The sequence below is a fragment of the Streptomyces sp. SP17BM10 genome (genome assembly GCF_036322405.1).
Lineage (GTDB): Bacteria > Actinomycetota > Actinomycetes > Streptomycetales > Streptomycetaceae > Kitasatospora.
On the sequence record NZ_JAQYXB010000674.1, the window covers coordinates 1 to 16,549 of the forward strand.

The following is a 16,549-nucleotide window of genomic DNA, read 5'->3' on the forward strand; positions in this document are numbered from 1 at the left end:
ACCGGGCGAACCATTGGCACCCGGCGAACCGTTAGCACCGGGCGAACCATTGGCACCCGGCGAACCGTTAGCACCGGGCGAACCATTGGCACCCGGCGAACCGTTAGCACCGGGCGAACCATTGGCACCCGGCGAACCGTTGGGGCCGGGGGCGCCAGGAGCACCGTTGGGGCCAGGCGCACCCGGAGCGCCCGGGGAGCCCGCCACGCCCGGAGCGCCATTGGGGCCGGGGGCGCCGGGAGCACCGGGGGCGCCAGGAGCACCGTTGGGGCCGGGGGCACCAGGAGCACCGGGCGAACCGTTGGCACCGGGGGCGCCAGGAGCACCGTTGGGGCCAGGCGCACCCGGAGCGCCCGGGGAGCCCGCCACGCCCGGAGCACCGTTAGGTCCAGGTGCACCCGGGGAACCGGCAGCGCCGGGAGCACCGGCGGGCCCACTCGGACCGGCGGGCCCACTCGGACCGGCGGGCCCACTCGGACCGGCGGGCCCACTCGGACCGGGGGGGCCACTCGGACCGGGGGGGCCGACCGTGCAGGCCGCCCTCGTGATGGTGTTGTCGTCCAGAGTGACGGCGCCGTTGCGCGCCAGGGCGCGGCCTTCGATCACCGAGGCGTGGTTCACGCTGATGGACGTGAGGGCCAGGATGTTGCCCTTGAAGAAGGAGTCGACGTCGATGGTGGCGGAGCTACCGACCTGCCAGAACACATTGCAGGGCTGTGCTCCGTTGACCAGGCTGACGACGCTCGACGGAGCCGTGATGAGGGTGGAGCCGATCTGGAAGATGAAGACGGCGTTCGGGTCACCCATCGCGTCGAGGGTGACGGTCCCGGTGAGGTTCAGCGACGAACTCGCCTTGTAGACGCCGGGCGTCAGCGTCAGACCTCCGATGTCGCCGGGCGAGGTCAGGATGGCCGTGGGGGCCCGACCGGCGGCATCGTTGTAGGCGATGACGAGGTCGGACTGGGCCTGCGCCGCCTGCGCGTCGTTGACATGCTGCACCCCGTTCACGACTCCGGGGGGGAAGCCCGTCACGCTGGTGCCCGGGAAGAGCCCCAGGTCGCCGTTGATGACGCTGGGGCCGGTGTTGGTGACGGTTGAGCCGGCCAGGATCGCATAGCTGGTGTCAGTCCCCAGCCCCACCGGCGCCGTTGCGGCGTGCGCGGGGCTGGGGACCAGGCCGGCCGTCGCGAGCAACGTCAGTCCGGACAGCAGGACGGACGCCCCCGCGAGTCGAGCGCGTCTACGCCCTCGTCCCGGTGGAGCGGACAACATGGCATCGACTGCCATAGGACAGGACCTTTCTTGTCGCCGTTGAACTCCGTCACCCGAAGAGGGCATTCGGAGTGCTGTTGGTGGCTTCCGGTCAGGCCTGACGCCTCGCACTCGCGCCGGAGGGCCTTCGACGAGCGGAAGCCGACCAGGACAGGTGAGGGAGAGTCACCAACTAACTACACAGTGCAACAACAACATAAAAAGAACGGACCGATAAAGATGCAACGGAGTGACATGCCACCGCCGATCGGGGAACGACCCCCATCCCGCAGCACCGTTCGCGTGCGCACCAAAGGGCGGGTTCACCCTCCCCTGCCCAGCTGTCCACTGTCGGCCGCCCAGGTCGGTGCCAGCGCCACAGCAGTACCGTTTTTTCTCTTGGCCGCACCCGAGCCGGTGAATCACGTATCGCCCTGTGATCCCAATCGTTGGCCCGATCATGAACGACCTGACGAATCCGCAGGAAGAGGCGCTCACCGCCGCCGCTGGTGACGCCACCACGGTGGCCGAGCGCTGTCGCGCCGCTGGTGGCCTGCTCAGGGTCACCCTCGGCGAACTGCGCGCAGAAGTCGGCTACCGAAGACTCGGCAAGTACGTCCTGGAAGAACTCGCCGAGCGTCTCACCGACGAGGGGCTCGGCTGGTTCCCGACGTGGCGGCTCTCCCCGAGAGAGAACGGCGAGCCGCGGAAGGAACAGGACGTATGGGTGTTCATCCGGGACGGCGGCCTGCGGTGCCAAGTCATCGATGCCATCCAGGCCCCCGACGGTTCCGACGTCCCCACGGTCCTGAACGGCCTGCTCACCGGCCGTCCCCAGGATCTCTCCCCGGAGCGCAAGCTCGGCCTCATTCGCGAGATCCTCGGGCTCTGACCCACACCCGAGCATCCGCCGACCGGATTCCACCTGCGCGCCCGAACCTTCGCGGCGCTGCGCCGGACACCGCTTTCGGGATCGCAGCGCAGCGCCTCGGCACCTGCCGTCAGTCGGCGAGGGGCGGGTAGCCCCGGTTGCCGTGGGGCCGCGAGCTCGGACGCTTCCCGTCAGTCGAAGGTCAGCCGGCTTCCCCAGGCCGTGCCTCAGCCACTGCGCCAGACGGCCAGACCCGTATACGTGAAGACGCAACCGAGCCCCACTCCCCATTCATCGCCGTCGTCGTGGCGGAGGGAGCGGTCCGTGAAGGCGCTTCGGAGACCATCGAGCGGGATCACGGTGAAGGCGTCGTCGGATTCCACGGCGAAGTGGCGGACCTCGATCCAGCCCTCACCCACGAACGGGAGCAGCGGAGCGAGCTGGCGGTCGACCCACGCGGAGAGCTCGGCGCCGGTCAGCTCGGTCGGCGGATCCCCCAAGATGCCGAACGGCCCCGTGAGCATGCCGCCGGCCTCGGAAGCGCAGACCAGGACCTCCTGTTGCTCGGGGGTGAGCTCGTCCCAGCCGGGCAGGCCGTCACCGGCCACAGCCGGAAGCGCGCTCGCGTGCCACCACTCGCGCGCGGACTCGGTGGCGTGCAGGCCGAACGTCACTTCCGCCCTCGGACTCCAGAGCCAGTTGGCCGGCTCAGTCAGCACGTCCTGCAGCTGCGAGCCCGTCACGACGGGATCGGTCGGGGCAGCACCGAGACCCTGCCGTATCCGGACGGCGAGCAGACCGCGCTCGACGAGGTCCCGGGCAACCGAAGCCAACTGCGGTACCAGCGCGCGCTGTTCGTCCCGGGTGTAGCTGCGCAGCGGCGGAGCATCCGTCGCCCCGGACCACCGGAGATCAATTCCGTACTGCTGGATCGTCCCGGCCAGGAGGGACTGCCACAGACCACAGCGCATCAGTGTCTGCTCGGCCGGGCTCAAGGCGTTCCAAGGCATCACGGCACGGATCATCCCAAGCGCGGCCCTGGGTTACCGAGCGGTTTCCGCGCGGCGACGGCCGCTGTGCCGGGCCGGCGCCAGACCTGATACTCGGACCCGCCGCGCCGAAGCGCTGCTCCAGGACGTGTCCCCGGAGCAGCGCTCGCGTTGGTGCGATGTCAGTCGGCCATCGGCAGGTAGACCTTGTTGCCGTGGGCCTTGAACTCCTCGGACATGGCCTGCATGCCGGCCAGCGCCTCGGCGTCGAACTCGGTGCCGACGGCCGTGGAGCCGTCGCCGTGCTCGTCGCGGATCTTCTGCGAGATCTTCATCGAGCAGAACTTCGGGCCGCACATCGAACAGAAGTGCGCGGTCTTGGCCGGCTCGGCGGGGAGGGTCTCGTCGTGGAAGTCGCGCGCGGTCTCCGGGTCGAGGGCCAGGTTGAACTGGTCCTCCCAGCGGAACTCGAAGCGGGCGTCGGAGAGGGCGTCGTCCCAGGCCTGGGCGCCGGGGTGGCCCTTGGCCAGGTCGGCGGCGTGGGCGGCGATCTTGTAGGTGATCACGCCGGTCTTGACGTCGTCCCGGTTGGGCAGGCCCAGGTGCTCCTTGGGCGTCACGTAGCAGAGCATCGCGGTGCCCCACCAGGCGATCATCGCGGCGCCGATGCCGGAGGTGATGTGGTCGTAGCCGGGGGCGACGTCGGTGGTGAGGGGGCCGAGGGTGTAGAACGGCGCCTCGTCGCAGATCTCCTTCTGGAGATCCATGTTCTCCTTGATCTTGTGCATCGGGACGTGTCCCGGGCCCTCGATCATCACCTGGACGTCGCGCTCGCGGGCGATCCGGCCGAGCTCGCCGAGGGTCTGCAGCTCGGCGAACTGCGCCTCGTCGTTGGCGTCGGCGATGGAGCCGGGCCGCAGGCCGTCACCGAGCGAGAAGGTGACGTCGTAGGCGGCGAGGATGTCGCAGAGCTCCTCGAAGTTCGTGTAGAGGAAGTTCTCCTCGTGGTGCGCGAGGCACCACGCGGCCATGATCGAGCCGCCGCGCGAGACGATGCCGGTCTTGCGGCGGGCGGTCAGCGGGACGTACCGCAGCAGCACGCCGGCGTGGACGGTCATGTAGTCGACGCCCTGCTCGCACTGCTCGATGATGGTGTCCCGGTAGACCTCCCAGCTCAGCTCCTCGGCGCGGCCGTCGACCTTCTCCAGCGCCTGGTAGAGCGGCACGGTGCCGATCGGCACGGGGGAGTTGCGCAGGATCCACTCGCGGGTGGTGTGGATGTTGCGGCCGGTGGAGAGGTCCATGACCGTGTCGGCGCCCCAGCGGGTGGCCCAGGTCATCTTCTCCACCTCCTCCTCGATCGAGGAGGTGACGGCGGAGTTGCCGATGTTGGCGTTGATCTTCACCAGGAAGTTGGTGCCGATGATCGCCGGCTCCACCTCGGGGTGGTTCACGTTCACCGGGATGACGGCCCGTCCGCGGGCCACCTCGTCACGCACGAACTCGGGCGCCAGGCCCTCGCGCAGGGCCACGAACTCCATCTCCGGCGTGACGATCCCGCGCTTGGCGTAGGCGAGTTGGGTCACGGCGGCGCCGCCGCGGCCGCGCAGCGGGCGGCGGGGGCGGCCGGGGAAGACGGCGTCGAGGTTGCGCAGGTTCCCGCCGCGCGGCGCGGTGTGCTTGATCCCGTCGTCCTCGGGGCGGGCCTCGCGGCCGTCGTACTCCTCGACGTCCCCGCGCTGGCGGATCCACGCGTCGCGCAGGGCGGGCAGGCCGCGGCGCACGTCGGGCTCGTAGGCGGGGTCGGTGTACGGGCCGGAGGTGTCGTACAGCGGAACGGTCCTGCCGTTGGTGAGCACCACTTCGCGGTACGGGACCCGCAGGTCGGGGCGGGATCCCTCACGGTGCGCCTTGCGCCAGGCCGGCGTCGGGTAGCCGGTGCGCTCGCTGCTGGGGGCGCTCTGGGCAGACTGCGGCTGTGCGTCGAACGTGGTCATCTGACCTTCACTCCCTACGCCGGCATTACCCGGTCCAGGTTCCTGCGGTCGGCGCAGCGTCCGGCCGTCCGTCGACGGACCGTTCAGCGCCCTCTCAGCCCGGTGCTCCGAGCTCCCGCGTCCGCAGGCGGTGTTGCCTGCGCATGACGCCCAATACCGTAGCGAGCGGATCGCCGCAGGTCCAGAGGGCTTCCGGTGGGCGGGCGGCGGGCGCAGACTGGGCCCATGATCGGACTGACGGGGCGGGTCACGGGGAAGGTCGGCGCGGGGCTGGTCGGGGAGGTGCTGGTGCACGTGCCCGAGCGGCAGGGGACGGAGGCGTTCCTGGCGTACCTGGCGGTGCCGGGGGATCCGCTGCCGACGGGCACGACGGTGGTCGTGGTCGAGTACCAGGCGCCGCGCACGGTGTTCGTGTCGCCGCTCTGACGGCCGGTTCCCGCAGCTCGGAAGGGCTGTCACCGGGCCTGTGACCGGACCGGGACGAAGTCACGACGTCACCTACTGGCGCGCGCTCACGAACAGGCGCAGAATCTCCGCTGCCACCGCGTCCGCGCACTCCTGCACAACCACGCGCAGCCACGGAGCGGTGTGCCTCGAAGGGGGAATCGGCCGATGGTTATCGGCGTCGTCGCGGGGGCCGTGGTGGCCTCCGTCATCTTTGTGATCATCCTGTTCAAGCTCATGTGGCGGGTAGCCGAGCCGAACGAGGCGCTGATCATCTCCGGGTCGAAGCACGGGGACGGCCTGGGCTTCCGGATCGTCACCGGGCGCGGCACCTTCGTCGTCCCGGGCATGCAGGCGGTGCGCCGCCTGTCGCTCGATCTCAACGAGGCCGAGCTGGACGTCGAGTGCGTGACCCAGCAGGGCATCCCGGTGCACGTCAAGGGTGTCGTGATCTTCAAGGTGGGCGACGACTCGGTGTCGATCGCCAACGCCGCCCGGCGTTTCCTGGACCAGCAGAAGATGATGGGCCAGCGGGTGCACAACGTGTTCGCCGGTCACCTGCGCTCCATCGTCGGCGGGCTGACGGTCGAGGACATGATCCGCGACCGCGAGCGGTTGACCGGCGAGACCCGGGCCGCCTCGGGCGCCGAGATGGAGAAGCTCGGTCTGATCATCGACTCGCTGCAGATCCAGGAGATCCTGGACCCCACCGGGTACATCCGCAACCTCGCCGCCCCGCACGCCGCGGCCGTCCAGCGCGACGCCCGCATCGCGGCCGCCGCCGCCGACCGCGAGGCCACCGAGGCGGAGCAGGAGGCGTTCGCCCGCAAGGCCGAGGCCACCCGCAACAGCGAGATCCAGCAGGCCTCCTACCAGGCCGAGATGGACACCGCGAGCGCCCGCGCCCGGCAGGCCGGCCCGCTCGCCGAGGCGGCCGCCCGCCAGGAGGTCGTCGTCCAGGAGACGCGCGTCGCCGAGCTGGAGGCCCAGCGCAAGGAGCAGCAGCTCCAGATCGACGTCCGCAAGCCGGCCGACGCCAAGGCGTACGAGACCCGCACCAAGGCCGACGCCGACCGCGACGCCCGGATCTCCTCGGCCCAGGCGCACGCCCGGGAGACGGAGCTGCGGGCGGCGGCCGACGCCAGCCAGGTGAAGATCGCCGCGGCGGCCGAGGCCGAGGCCACCAAGCTGCGCGGCCTGGCCGCCGCCGAGGCGACCAGGGCCACCGGTCAGGCCGAGGCCGCGGCCGTCGAGGCCCGCGGTCTGGCCGACGCGGAGGCGGCCCGCGCGCTCGGGCTGGCCAACGCGGAGGGCATCCGGGCCCGCGCCGCGGCCCTCGCCGAGAACCAGGACGCCGTCGTGGCGCAGGAGTTGGCGGAGAAGTGGCCGGAGATCGTCCGGGCCGCGGCCGAGTCCTTCGGCAACGTCGAGCACATGGTGCTGCTCAACGGCGCGGAGGGCATGGGGGACGTCTTCGCGAAGGCGCTCACCATGGGCGGCACCGGTCTCGGCCTGGCCCGCCAGCTGCTGAACACCATGAAGGAGACCCCGGCCGACGCGCCCGCCGAGGCCAAGGCGCCGGTGGTGCAGCAGGTCCGCATCGAGGAGTGATCCGAACGCGGTAGCCACCGCGACGGCCGAGGCCCGGCACCCCCGCGACGGGGTGCCGGGCCTCGGCGTCGGCGCCGGAGCGCCGTCAGAGCTTGGCCGCCTTCTTCACCAGGATGACCACGGCCGCCGCGATGCCGACCACGACCAGCAGCTTGATCAGCATGCCCAGCAGCGCGCCGACCACGCCGAACACGAAGGTCACGATGTTCCAGGCCAGCACCAGGACCAGCACCGGCACGACGATGTTGCGCACCCAGGAGGGCAGCGACTTCCAGAGCTCAGCCATGTCCGTTCCTTCTCTCCCCTCGGGCCGGCCGCCCCTTCGGTGCCGCATCCCGCTTGCTTTCGGTACTTCGATCGTACGGGGGCCCCGAGGCCGGAACGAGGCCCAACGGCCCGGAGAGAACCCCGAGATCACCCCGACCCCGGCCCCCGGGGATGCCCCTGGGGACGCCCCGGGCCACCGGCCCCCGGAACGCGTCGGGCCTGCTCAGACCGGCCAGCGCTCACCGCGCCACGCGGCGTCCCAGAACATCCACTCGTAGCGCGAGGTGGTCGTGAAGTGCTCGACCACCCGGCGGCGCTCGGCGGGGGAGAGCTCCTCGCCGATCCGGTCCGCGAGCGCCAGCACCCGCCGCACCACCGACTGGAACGCCTCATCGCCGTAGGTGGCGATCCACGTGGCGTAGAGCGGGTCCGGCGAGCCCTGGGCGAGCAGCTCCCCGCCGACCCGGGCGTAGATCCAGTAGCAGGGCAGCACCGCGCCGAGCGCCTCCGCGAAGGAGCCGCCGTAGACGGTCGCGAGCAGGTAGCTGGTGTAAGCCCGGGTGGTGGGCAACACCGGTTCGCCGGCGGCCTGTTCGGCACTGGCGCCGAAGGCCGTCATGAACTCGGCGTGCATGCCCTGCTCGGCCGCGATCGCGCCGACCGCGTCGTCGGCGAACGCCCGCACGTCCTCCTCGCCGGGCGCCTTGGCGGCGCAGACGGCCAGCGCGCGGGCGTAGTCGCGCAGGTAGTGCGAGTCCTGCACGACGAAGTGGCGGAAGGCCTCGCGCGGCAGGGTGCCGTCGGTGAGGCCGCCGATGAAGGGGTGGGCCAGGATCTCGGCGTAGACCGGCTCGATGGCCGCCCAGAGCTCTTCGGTGAGACGCATACGGCCGACCCTAAGGCCTGCCGGTCAGTCCTCGGGAGGCGAGAAGACCACCAGGACGCGCAGCTCCTCCGTGACGTGGTGGAAGCGGTGCGGCGTCCCGGCCGGCACGTACACGACGGTGCCGCGCCCGACGGTCGCGGTCTCGCCGCCCACGGTCAGCTCGGCCCGGCCGCTGATCACCTGGTAGATCTCGTCCTGGTCGTGCGCGGTCTGCGGGTCGGTGGTGCCGGGGGAGAGCGCGTACAGCCCGGCGGACATCCGCGGTTCGTGCAGGAACCGCAGGTACGCGCCGTCGTTGGCCGCGCGTTCGGCGTCGAGTTCGTCCAGTCGGAACAGCTTCACCGGTGCCGTCTTCCCTTCTCCGTGCACCTCCGGGACCACGGGCATTCAACACCACCATGTCCGGCGGGAGCTTCCCTGCGGCCCCGGCGGCCTGCCAGGCTGGGCGCCATGAAGGGTTTCGTTCTCAAAACGCTGATCAACGCGGCGGCCATCTGGGTCGCCGCCTGGATCGTCACCGGCATCCAACTCACCGACGGCAACACCGACTGGCAGCACAAGACGATCACCGTGGTGGCCGTCGCGCTGGTCTTCGGCGTGGTGAACTGGCTGGTCAAGCCGGTCGTCAAGCTGTTCTCGTTCCCGCTGTTCATCCTGACCCTGGGCCTGATCACCTTCGTGATCAACGCCCTGATGCTGCTGCTGACCTCGTGGGCCTCGGGGCGGCTCAGCCTCGACTTCCACGTCACCGGCTTCGTGCCGGCGCTGCTCGGCTCGCTGATCATCAGCCTGGTCTCGTGGGGCCTGCACCTGGCCCTGGACGACGACTGAGCGACGACGGCCGGGCAGCGGCGCCCGCGCGATGACAGCCGGGCGACGACGACCGAGCGGGTCGGCCGCCGGCACCGTGGGAAGGGCCCGTACCCGGGTGGTCCACCGGGGACGGGCCCTCCCGCGTCCCCGGCCGCCCCGGGCCGCCGCGTCCCGAACGGATGCAGCCCGGCGGGTCGGCGTTTGGTCCCGGCCGGGCTGCGGCAGACTCCCGCACAACGCTCGCGCCCCGGAGGTGGCCATGGGTCCCGACAACCGCACCCCGCCACCCCGCCCGGTCGTCAAGCGCACCGCGCGGGCGATCCTGCTGGAGCTGGACCCTGCGGACCCGCACGGCCCGGCCAGCCTCGTCGTGATCCGCCGGGTCCGCCCCGGCTCCCCGCACCCGTACTGGATCACCCCCGGCGGCGGGGTGGAGCCCGGCGACCGGACGGTGGTCGAGGCCCTGCACCGCGAGGTGGACGAGGAGCTCGGCGGCAAGATCGTCGACGTCGTGCCCGCGTTCGTCGACACCATCAGCCACACGCACCACGACGACGGGACGCCGCTCCACCCGCACGGGGTCAAGGTGCAGCACTTCTTCGTGTGCCGGCTCGCCTCGATGGACCTCAGCCGCCGGCACGGCCCCGAGGTGGACGAGCCGAACGGCGAGTACGAGGTGGTCCGGCTGCCGTTCACGCGCGAGGGCGTCACCTCGGTCAACGTCGTCCCGCCCCGGCTGCGGGCCTACCTCGCGGCCAACATCGAGGGCATCCGCGCCCTGCTCGCCCCCGACCTGGGCTAACCCGCGGCCAGGTCCCCCACCAGGTCGTGCCGGATCCGCTCCACCGGGACCCCGGAGCGCACCAGCGCCCCGACACTCCGGCGGACCATCGCGGCGGGCCCGCTGAGCAGCGCCTCCCGGCCCGCCCACGGGCCGAACCGGCCGACCACCTCGGGGAGTTCACCGGCCAGCGCGCCCCCGGCGGGGCCGGCGCCGGAGACCACCGCGCGCACGGTGAGCCACGGGCACCGCCCGGCCAGTTCGCGCAGGCCGTCCAGCTCGTACAACTCGGCGGCGCGACGCGCCCCGTAGAACACGTCGACGCGCCGGCCGGGCACGCCGTGCTCGGCGACCTCCTCGACCACCGCCCGGATCGGTGCGATGCCGGTGCCGCCACCGAGGCAGAGCAGGTCGGTGCCGGAACCGTGGTCGACGGTCATCGCCCCGGCGGCCGGGCCGAGCCGCAGGACGTCCCCGGGCGCGGCGCGGTGGACGAGGGCGTTGCTCACCCAACCCGCCTGGACGGCCTTGACGTGGAAGGTCAGCAGCCCGTCCGGCCGGGGCGCCGAGGCGAACGAGTAGTGCCGCCACACCCGCGGCCACCAGGGCGTCTCCAGGCTCGTGTACTGCCCGGCGCGGAACGGGTAGGCCTGGTCGGGGCGGACGGTGATCACCGCGACGTCCCGGGTGCGGCGCTCGTGGCGCACCACCTCGCCGTGCCACCACGGCGGCGAGGTGCGGGCGGCCTCCTCGGCGGCCTCGATCATGATCGACGAGACCAGGCGGTAGACCCGGCGCCAGGCCAGCTCGGTCGCGGCGTCCCAGCGGCTGCCCGCGTACCTGGCCAGGGCCTGCACCAGGCACTCCCCGACCGGGCCGTAGTGGCCGGTCAGCGTGCCGTAGCGGCGGTGGCCGCGGCCGAGCGCGCCCAGGTGGGCGCGCAGGGCCTGCGGGTCGTCGGCGCCGCGGGCGGCGGCCAGCAGCGCGCGGAAGAGGCGGTCGCGCTGGACGTCCATGGCGGCCGGGAAGAGGGCGCGGACCTCGGGGTGGTGCAGGAAGATCAGCGCGTAGAAGTGTGCGGTGGCCCGGTCGGCGACGGGCTCGACGACCGCCAGGCTGGCCCGGATCAACTCGATGTCCCGTGCGGTGGGCGGAAGTTCGGCGGCCGAGCAGGTGCCGCTGCCGAGCGCGGCGGGCGCCGGGGCGCCGCCGGCGAGGGCCTGCACGGCCCAGGCGCGGCTCCAACTGTCGCCGGGTCCGGACCAGTTGAGGCTGGGTGCGTCGGCGAACAGCGGCCGGAACGGCGGGGCGGCGGGCGGCTCGACGGGCGGCGCGACGGGCTCGGGGAACGACGCTCCGGGGAAGTTCTGCTCCGGGAAGGCCTGTTCCGGGCCGGCCACCGCGGGAACGGCCGGCGGCCGCGCCGGTGGTTCCGGGATCGTCGGCCGCACCCGCCCGGTGACCAGGTCCGGCGCCACCGGCAGGACGGCCGTCGGCGCCGCCACGGGCGGGAGGTCGGGCGGGTCGAGCGGCATCGGGGGCGGCACGGGGGCCTCCGCCCGTCCGGCGGCCGGGTGGTCCAGGGGGAGTTCCGGCAGACCGGGGACGGAGGAGACCCCCGCCGAGCCGTGCCCGGTGCGGACCAGAAGTGTTCTGCGGGGCTTCACCGCAACGTTTCGAGTACCCAAGAGAATCGTTTCGCCTCCGGCCGGCCTACGCCACCACCTGGCTTGTCCCTGTTGACGCCTAGGCAGCGTGGCACGCCCGAAGTGCTCATCCGACAAATCACGCGAAGCCCGGACACCCGGCCCGGGGACGCGCTAGTCTCACTCGTTCCACGGTCGCCCTGAACGGCTCCCCCGTCCGCTCAGAGCGACCGTGGCTTCGAGAAGGGCCCGGTCAGAGCTGTCGCAGCAGCATCCCGGGCCGCTCCACACAGTCCGCGACGAACCGCAGGAACCCGCCCGCCGTGCCGCCGTCGCAGACCCGGTGGTCGAAGGTGAAGGACAGCTGCGTCACCTCGCGCACCGCCAACTGCCCCTCGTGCACCCACGGTTTGGCGACGATCCGGCCGACGCCGAGCATCGCCGCCTCGGGGTGGTTGAGGATCGGCGTGGAGCCGTCCACACCGAACACGCCGTAGTTGTTCAGCGTGAAGGTGCCACCGGTCAGTTCGGCCGGGGTCAGCGAACCGTTGCGGGCGGACTCGGTCAACCGGGCGAGCTCCTCGCCGAGTTGCTCGGTGGTCCGCGCGTGCGCGTCCCGCACCACCGGGACGACGAGCCCGCGCTCGCCCTGCGCGGCGAAGCCCAGGTGCACCGCCGCGTGCCGAATGATGCCCGAACCGTCCTCTGTCACACTGGAGTTGAGCTCGGGGAAGCGAGCCAGCGCGACCGTGCAGATCCGGGCGAGCAGCGCCAGCACGCTCACCTTCGGCCCCGGCGTGGCGTTCAACTGCCGCCGCAGCGACATCAGTTCGGTGGCGTCCGCGTCCACCCAGCAGGTCGCGGCGGGGATCTCCCGGTGGCTGCGGCTGAGCTTCTCCGCCACCGCCTTGCGCAGCCCTCGCAGCGGGACCACGCCCTCGGTCGCGGCGGCAGGGCCCGCGGCGGCGGGGGCCGCAGCGGCGACCGGAGCGGCGACCTTGGCCGCCACCGCCCGCTCGACGTCCGCCCGCATGATCAGCCCGTCCGGCCCACTGCCGGCGACCGCCGCGAGGTCGACCCCCTGTTCCCGGGCCAGCCGTCGCACCAGCGGCGAGATCACCGGCACCACGGCGGGCGCGGCGGGCACCGCAGCCACCGGAACGGGAGCGGGGGCGGGAGCAACAGGCGAGGGAACCCCCACCCGGCGCCGCCGTCCGCCCCGGGACTCCGCGACCCCGTACCCGACCAGCGGGCGCTCCACCTCGGCGGACGGCGCGGCGACGGGAGCATCCGTCGGCCCGTCCACGGCGGCCACCGCGACGGTGACCAGCGGCGCGCCCACGGCGACCTCCTCGCCCGGCTCGCCGTACCGCGCGGTGACCACCCCGCCGTACGGGCAGGGCACCTCCACCACGGCCTTGGCGGTCTCCACCTCCACCACCGGCTGGTCGACGGCGATCACCTCGCCGACCTCGACCATCCAGCGCACCACCTCCGCCCCGGTCAGTCCTTCACCGAGGTCGGGCAGGGTGAACTCGCGCACGACGGGCATCATCCTCAGTCCTCCCACTGCAGCCGGGCGACCGCGTCCAGGATCCGGTCCACCCCGGGGAGGTGGTGGTGCTCCAGCATCGGCGGCGGGTACGGGATGTCGAAGCCGGTCACCCGCAGCACGGGCGCGGCCAGGTGGTGGAAGCAGCGCTCGGTGACCCGGGCGGCGATCTCCGCGCCGGTGCCGCCGAAGCCGCTCGCCTCGTGCACCACGACGGCCCGGCCCACCGAACGCACCACGCGGGCCACCGTCTCGTCGTCGAACGGCACCAGGGTGCGCAGGTCCAGCACCGCGAGGTCCCAGCCCTCGGTCTTCGCCGCCTCGGCCGCCTCCAGGCAGACCGGCAGCGAGGGCCCGTAGGTGATCAGGACGGCCGAGGTGCCGGTGCGCCGCAGCACGGCCCGGCCGATCGGCTCGACCGGCGCGGTCGGGTCGAAGTCGGCCTTGCCCCAGTAGAGCCGCTTGGGCTCCAGGAAGACGACCGGGTCGTCCGAGGCGATCGAGGCGCGCAGCAGCCCGTAGGCGTCGGCCACCGTGCCGGGCGTGACGACGTGCAGGCCGGGCGTGCTGGTGTAGTACGCCTCGGAGGCGTCGCTGTGGTGCTCGACGCCACCGATGCCGCCGCCGTAGGGGATGCGGACGGTGATCGGCAGCGGGAGCCGGCCCGCCGTGCGGTTGCGCATCTTCGCGACGTGCGAGAACAACTGCTCCAGCGCCGGGTAGGCGAAGGCGTCGAACTGCATCTCGACGACCGGGCGCAGCCCGTACATCGCCATGCCGATCGCGGTGCCGAGGATGCCGGCCTCGGCCAGCGGGGTGTCCAGGCAGCGGTCCGGGCCGAACTCGGCGGTCAGGCCGTCGGTGATCCGGAAGACGCCGCCGAGCGCGCCGACGTCCTCGCCGAGCACGTGCACCGCCGGGTCGTCGCGCATGGCGTCCCGCAGCGCGGTGTTGAGCGCCTGCGCCATCGAGGCGGTGCGCGTCCCGGAGGTGTGCCGCGCATCGGCTCGACCAAGGGCGGGGGTGGGCGACGGGCGGGTGTTCATCAGTGCTGCACCTCGGCCTCGGCGGCCAGCTCGGCGGACAACTGGGCGGCCTGCTCGCGCAGTTGCGGAGTCGGCTCGGCGTAGACGTGGGCGAACAGCGCCATCGGGTCCAGTTCGGCGTCGGCGTGGAACTCGGACCGCATCCGGGCCGCCAGCGCCTCGGCCTCGTCGGCCGCCCGCCGGACCAGCTCGTCGTCCAGGACGCCGAGTTCGCGCATCGCGCGGTCCATCAGCAGGATCGGGTCGTGCTCGCGCCAGGCGGCGACCTCGTCGTCGGTGCGGTAGCGGGTGGCGTCGTCCGCGTTGGTGTGCGCGTCGATCCGGTAGGTCAGTGCCTCGACGAGGGTCGGGCCGCCGCCGGTGCGGGCCCGCTCGACGGCCTCGGCCAGCACGCCGTGCACGGCGGGCGCGTCGTTGCCGTCCACCAGGCGGCCCGGCATGCCGTAGCCGACGGCCTTGTGGGCCAGGCTGGGCGCGGCGGACTGCGCGGTGAGCGGGACGGAGATCGCGTAGCCGTTGTTCTGCACCAGGAAGACCACGGGGGCCCGCAGCACGGCGGCGAAGTTCAGCGCCTCGTGGAAGTCGCCCTCGCTGGTGCCGCCGTCGCCGAGCATGGCGAGCGCGACCACCGGCTCGCCGCGCAGCCGGGCGGCGTGCGCCAGGCCGACGGCGTGCGGGGCCTGGGTGGCGAGCGGGGTGCAGAGCGGGGCGGTGCGGGTGGCGACCGGGTCGTAGCCGGTGTGGGCGTTGCCGCGCAGGAGGGTCAGCGCCTCCAGCGGGTCGACGCCGCGGGAGACCACGGCGAGGGTGTCGCGGTAGCTGGGGAACAGCCAGTCCTGCTCGCCGAGCACCAGTGCGGCGGCGATCTGGCAGGCCTCCTGCCCGGCCGAGGCCGGGTAGACGGCGAGCCGGCCCTGCTTGGTCAGGGTGGTGGCCTGCTGGTTGTAGCGGCGGCCGATCACGAGCCGGCGGTAGAGCTCGCGCAGCAGGGCGGGGTCCTGCTTCTCGAGCGCGGGCGTGCCGAGCACGCGGACGGGGGAGGCGTCCGGCAACAGCGGGGCCGGGTCGGTGCGGGGGGCGGTGGCCCCGGGCATCCAGCCGGGTACCGCCGTGGGGTGTCTGTGGTCGAGAACGGTCATCTCGGGGCACCTCCGGGGGTGGTGGGGGCTCCCTACCGATTGTTCGGTCGTCTGTTCATCTTGACCAGAAGCGTGACAAGGTGGTGGACATTCGGCCCGAGCGGGGGTCGACTGGTGGCAGTGCGTCCAATCGGTGAGGGTGGGGGGTCATGTCGGCTGAACAGATGTCCAGACTCGACCGTGTCGACCGGTCGATCCTGCGGCTGCTGCAGCAGGACGGTCGCGCCTCGATCCGCTCGGTCGCCGAGCGGGTGCACGTCTCCCGGGCGAACGCGTACGCCCGGATCTCCAGGATGGTCGAGGACGGCGTCATCCGCGGCTTCACGGCCAGGGTCGACCACGAACGGGCCGGTCAGGGCGCGTCCGCGTACATCACACTGAAGATCGTCCAGAACTCCTGGCGCACGGTGCGGGAGCAGTTGCTGGAGCTGCCGGGCGTCGCGCACATCGCCCTCGTCGGCGGCGACTTCGACGTCCTCCTGCTGGTGCACACCGCCGACAACCACGCCCTGCGGGAGCTCGTGCTCAACCGCATCCAGTCCATCCCACAGGTGCTCGGTACACGAACGATGCTGGTGTTCGAGGAGACCGACCAAGTACCGCCGGACTAGGACGGGCCTGACGGGTCAGCGCGCACGGAGCCCGTCGAAGGCCAGGTGGACGACGGCGTCGGCCACGCCGTCGGCGGCCTTCAGGCCGGGGCGGTACCACTCGACGATCGAGTTGATCATGCCGAACAGCAGCCGGGTGGCCAGCCGCGGCTCGACGTCCGCCCGCAGCGAGCCGTCCGCGACGGCGGCCCGAAGCAGCTCCGCGACCTGGTGGTCGAACTCCCGGCGGCGCTCCAGCGCCCACTGCTCGGTGGCCGTGTTGCCGCGCACCCGCAGCAGCAGGGTGACGTACGGCAGCTCCTCCAGCAACACCTCGGCGGTGCGTCGCACCACGTGTTCCAGCCGCACCACGGCCGGGCCGGTGACCGCGGCCGGCTCGGCCAGGATCGCGAACAGCCCGTCCAGCGCCCGCCCGACCGCGAGCCGCAGCAGCTCCTCCTTGCCGCGGACGTGGTGGTAGATCGAGGACTTGGAGATCCCCGCGGCCCGCGAGAGGTCCTCCATCGAGGTGCCGTCGTACCCGCGCTCGTTGAACACGTCGACGGTCACGGCGAGCAGCGACTCGACGGTGTAGGCGGGACGCGTGGTGTGATCGGCCATCCTCCGAGTATCCCCGGCCCCGTCCGGCCGCACGCGATCGGGTCT

General features: G+C 72.5%; 17 protein-coding genes. 6 read left to right on the forward strand and 11 right to left on the reverse strand.

Annotation, left to right across the window (positions count from 1 at the left end; translation table 11 throughout):
- Positions 1 to 1,338, reverse strand: a 1,338-nt coding sequence (locus tag PUR71_RS34775; RefSeq protein ID WP_329931226.1) for an ice-binding family protein, incomplete at its 3' end; no start/stop codon positions are given.
- A gap of 373 nt (positions 1,339 to 1,711) precedes the next feature.
- Here PUR71_RS34775 and PUR71_RS34780 point away from each other — a divergent pair.
- On the forward strand, positions 1,712 to 2,143 hold the full coding sequence (locus tag PUR71_RS34780) for a hypothetical protein (RefSeq protein WP_329931227.1): 432 nt from the start codon (positions 1,712 to 1,714) through the stop codon (positions 2,141 to 2,143).
- Positions 2,144 to 2,349: 206 nt separating this feature from the next.
- Here PUR71_RS34780 and PUR71_RS34785 read toward each other — a convergent pair whose 3' ends face one another.
- A complete protein-coding gene (locus PUR71_RS34785; RefSeq protein WP_329931228.1) occupies positions 2,350 to 3,135 on the reverse strand; it encodes a hypothetical protein in 786 nt (261 codons plus the stop codon).
- Between the two features lie 158 nt (positions 3,136 to 3,293).
- Positions 3,294 to 5,108 (reverse strand): phosphomethylpyrimidine synthase ThiC, encoded by a 1,815-nt coding sequence (gene thiC / locus PUR71_RS34790; protein ID WP_329931229.1) that lies wholly within the window; start codon positions 5,106 to 5,108, stop codon positions 3,294 to 3,296.
- A 225-nt stretch (positions 5,109 to 5,333) separates the two neighbouring features.
- Between thiC and PUR71_RS34795 the strand changes: the two genes are divergently transcribed.
- Both PUR71_RS34795 and PUR71_RS34800 read left to right on the forward strand, forming a co-directional pair.
- On the forward strand, positions 5,334 to 5,534 hold the full coding sequence (locus PUR71_RS34795) for a hypothetical protein (protein ID WP_329931230.1): 201 nt from the start codon (positions 5,334 to 5,336) through the stop codon (positions 5,532 to 5,534).
- A 186-nt stretch (positions 5,535 to 5,720) separates the two neighbouring features.
- Complete coding sequence (locus tag PUR71_RS34800) at positions 5,721 to 7,163, forward strand: SPFH domain-containing protein (protein ID WP_329931231.1); 1,443 nt, start codon at positions 5,721 to 5,723, stop codon at positions 7,161 to 7,163.
- An 85-nt stretch (positions 7,164 to 7,248) separates the two neighbouring features.
- Here PUR71_RS34800 and PUR71_RS34805 read toward each other — a convergent pair whose 3' ends face one another.
- From PUR71_RS34805 to PUR71_RS34815, 3 genes are all read right to left on the reverse strand, one after another.
- Entirely contained in the window at positions 7,249 to 7,449 is a 201-nt protein-coding gene (locus PUR71_RS34805) for a DUF5326 family protein (protein ID WP_329931232.1), read from the reverse strand.
- Positions 7,450 to 7,653: 204 nt separating this feature from the next.
- A complete protein-coding gene (gene tenA, locus PUR71_RS34810) occupies positions 7,654 to 8,316 on the reverse strand; it encodes a thiaminase II (RefSeq protein ID WP_329931233.1) in 663 nt (220 codons plus the stop codon).
- Positions 8,317 to 8,340: 24 nt separating this feature from the next.
- The gene (locus PUR71_RS34815; RefSeq protein ID WP_329931234.1) at positions 8,341 to 8,658 is read right to left on the reverse strand and encodes a cupin domain-containing protein; all 318 of its coding nucleotides are present in this window, start codon (positions 8,656 to 8,658) and stop codon (positions 8,341 to 8,343) included.
- A gap of 108 nt (positions 8,659 to 8,766) precedes the next feature.
- Between PUR71_RS34815 and PUR71_RS34820 the strand changes: the two genes are divergently transcribed.
- Together PUR71_RS34820 and PUR71_RS34825 are read left to right on the forward strand one after the other, a co-directional pair.
- Positions 8,767 to 9,147 (forward strand): phage holin family protein, encoded by a 381-nt coding sequence (locus PUR71_RS34820; protein ID WP_329931235.1) that lies wholly within the window; start codon positions 8,767 to 8,769, stop codon positions 9,145 to 9,147.
- Positions 9,148 to 9,388: 241 nt separating this feature from the next.
- Complete coding sequence (locus PUR71_RS34825; protein WP_329931236.1) at positions 9,389 to 9,931, forward strand: NUDIX domain-containing protein; 543 nt, start codon at positions 9,389 to 9,391, stop codon at positions 9,929 to 9,931.
- Here the strand turns inward: PUR71_RS34825 and PUR71_RS34830 are convergent.
- The 4 genes from PUR71_RS34830 to PUR71_RS34845 form a co-directional block, all read right to left on the reverse strand.
- A complete protein-coding gene (locus tag PUR71_RS34830; RefSeq protein WP_329931237.1) occupies positions 9,928 to 11,577 on the reverse strand; it encodes a globin domain-containing protein in 1,650 nt (549 codons plus the stop codon). The genes PUR71_RS34825 and PUR71_RS34830 overlap by 4 nt on opposite strands.
- 232 nt (positions 11,578 to 11,809) lie before the next feature.
- Entirely contained in the window at positions 11,810 to 13,108 is a 1,299-nt protein-coding gene (locus PUR71_RS34835) for a dihydrolipoamide acetyltransferase family protein (protein ID WP_329931367.1), read from the reverse strand.
- A 5-nt stretch (positions 13,109 to 13,113) separates the two neighbouring features.
- Positions 13,114 to 14,076, reverse strand: a complete 963-nt coding sequence (locus tag PUR71_RS34840; RefSeq protein ID WP_329931368.1) for an alpha-ketoacid dehydrogenase subunit beta — start codon at positions 14,074 to 14,076, stop codon at positions 13,114 to 13,116.
- A 77-nt stretch (positions 14,077 to 14,153) separates the two neighbouring features.
- Positions 14,154 to 15,293, reverse strand: a complete 1,140-nt coding sequence (locus PUR71_RS34845; RefSeq protein WP_443077678.1) for a thiamine pyrophosphate-dependent dehydrogenase E1 component subunit alpha — start codon at positions 15,291 to 15,293, stop codon at positions 14,154 to 14,156.
- 164 nt (positions 15,294 to 15,457) lie between these two features.
- Here PUR71_RS34845 and PUR71_RS34850 point away from each other — a divergent pair, with 164 nt between their 5' ends.
- Positions 15,458 to 15,904, forward strand: a complete 447-nt coding sequence (locus tag PUR71_RS34850) for an Lrp/AsnC family transcriptional regulator (RefSeq protein ID WP_078859968.1) — start codon at positions 15,458 to 15,460, stop codon at positions 15,902 to 15,904.
- 15 nt (positions 15,905 to 15,919) lie between these two features.
- Here the strand turns inward: PUR71_RS34850 and PUR71_RS34855 are convergent, their stop codons facing one another.
- Positions 15,920 to 16,504: a TetR/AcrR family transcriptional regulator gene (locus PUR71_RS34855; RefSeq protein WP_329931238.1), complete on the reverse strand. Its 585-nt coding sequence runs from the start codon at positions 16,502 to 16,504 to the stop codon at positions 15,920 to 15,922.
- Positions 16,505 to 16,549: the final 45 nt, after the last annotated feature.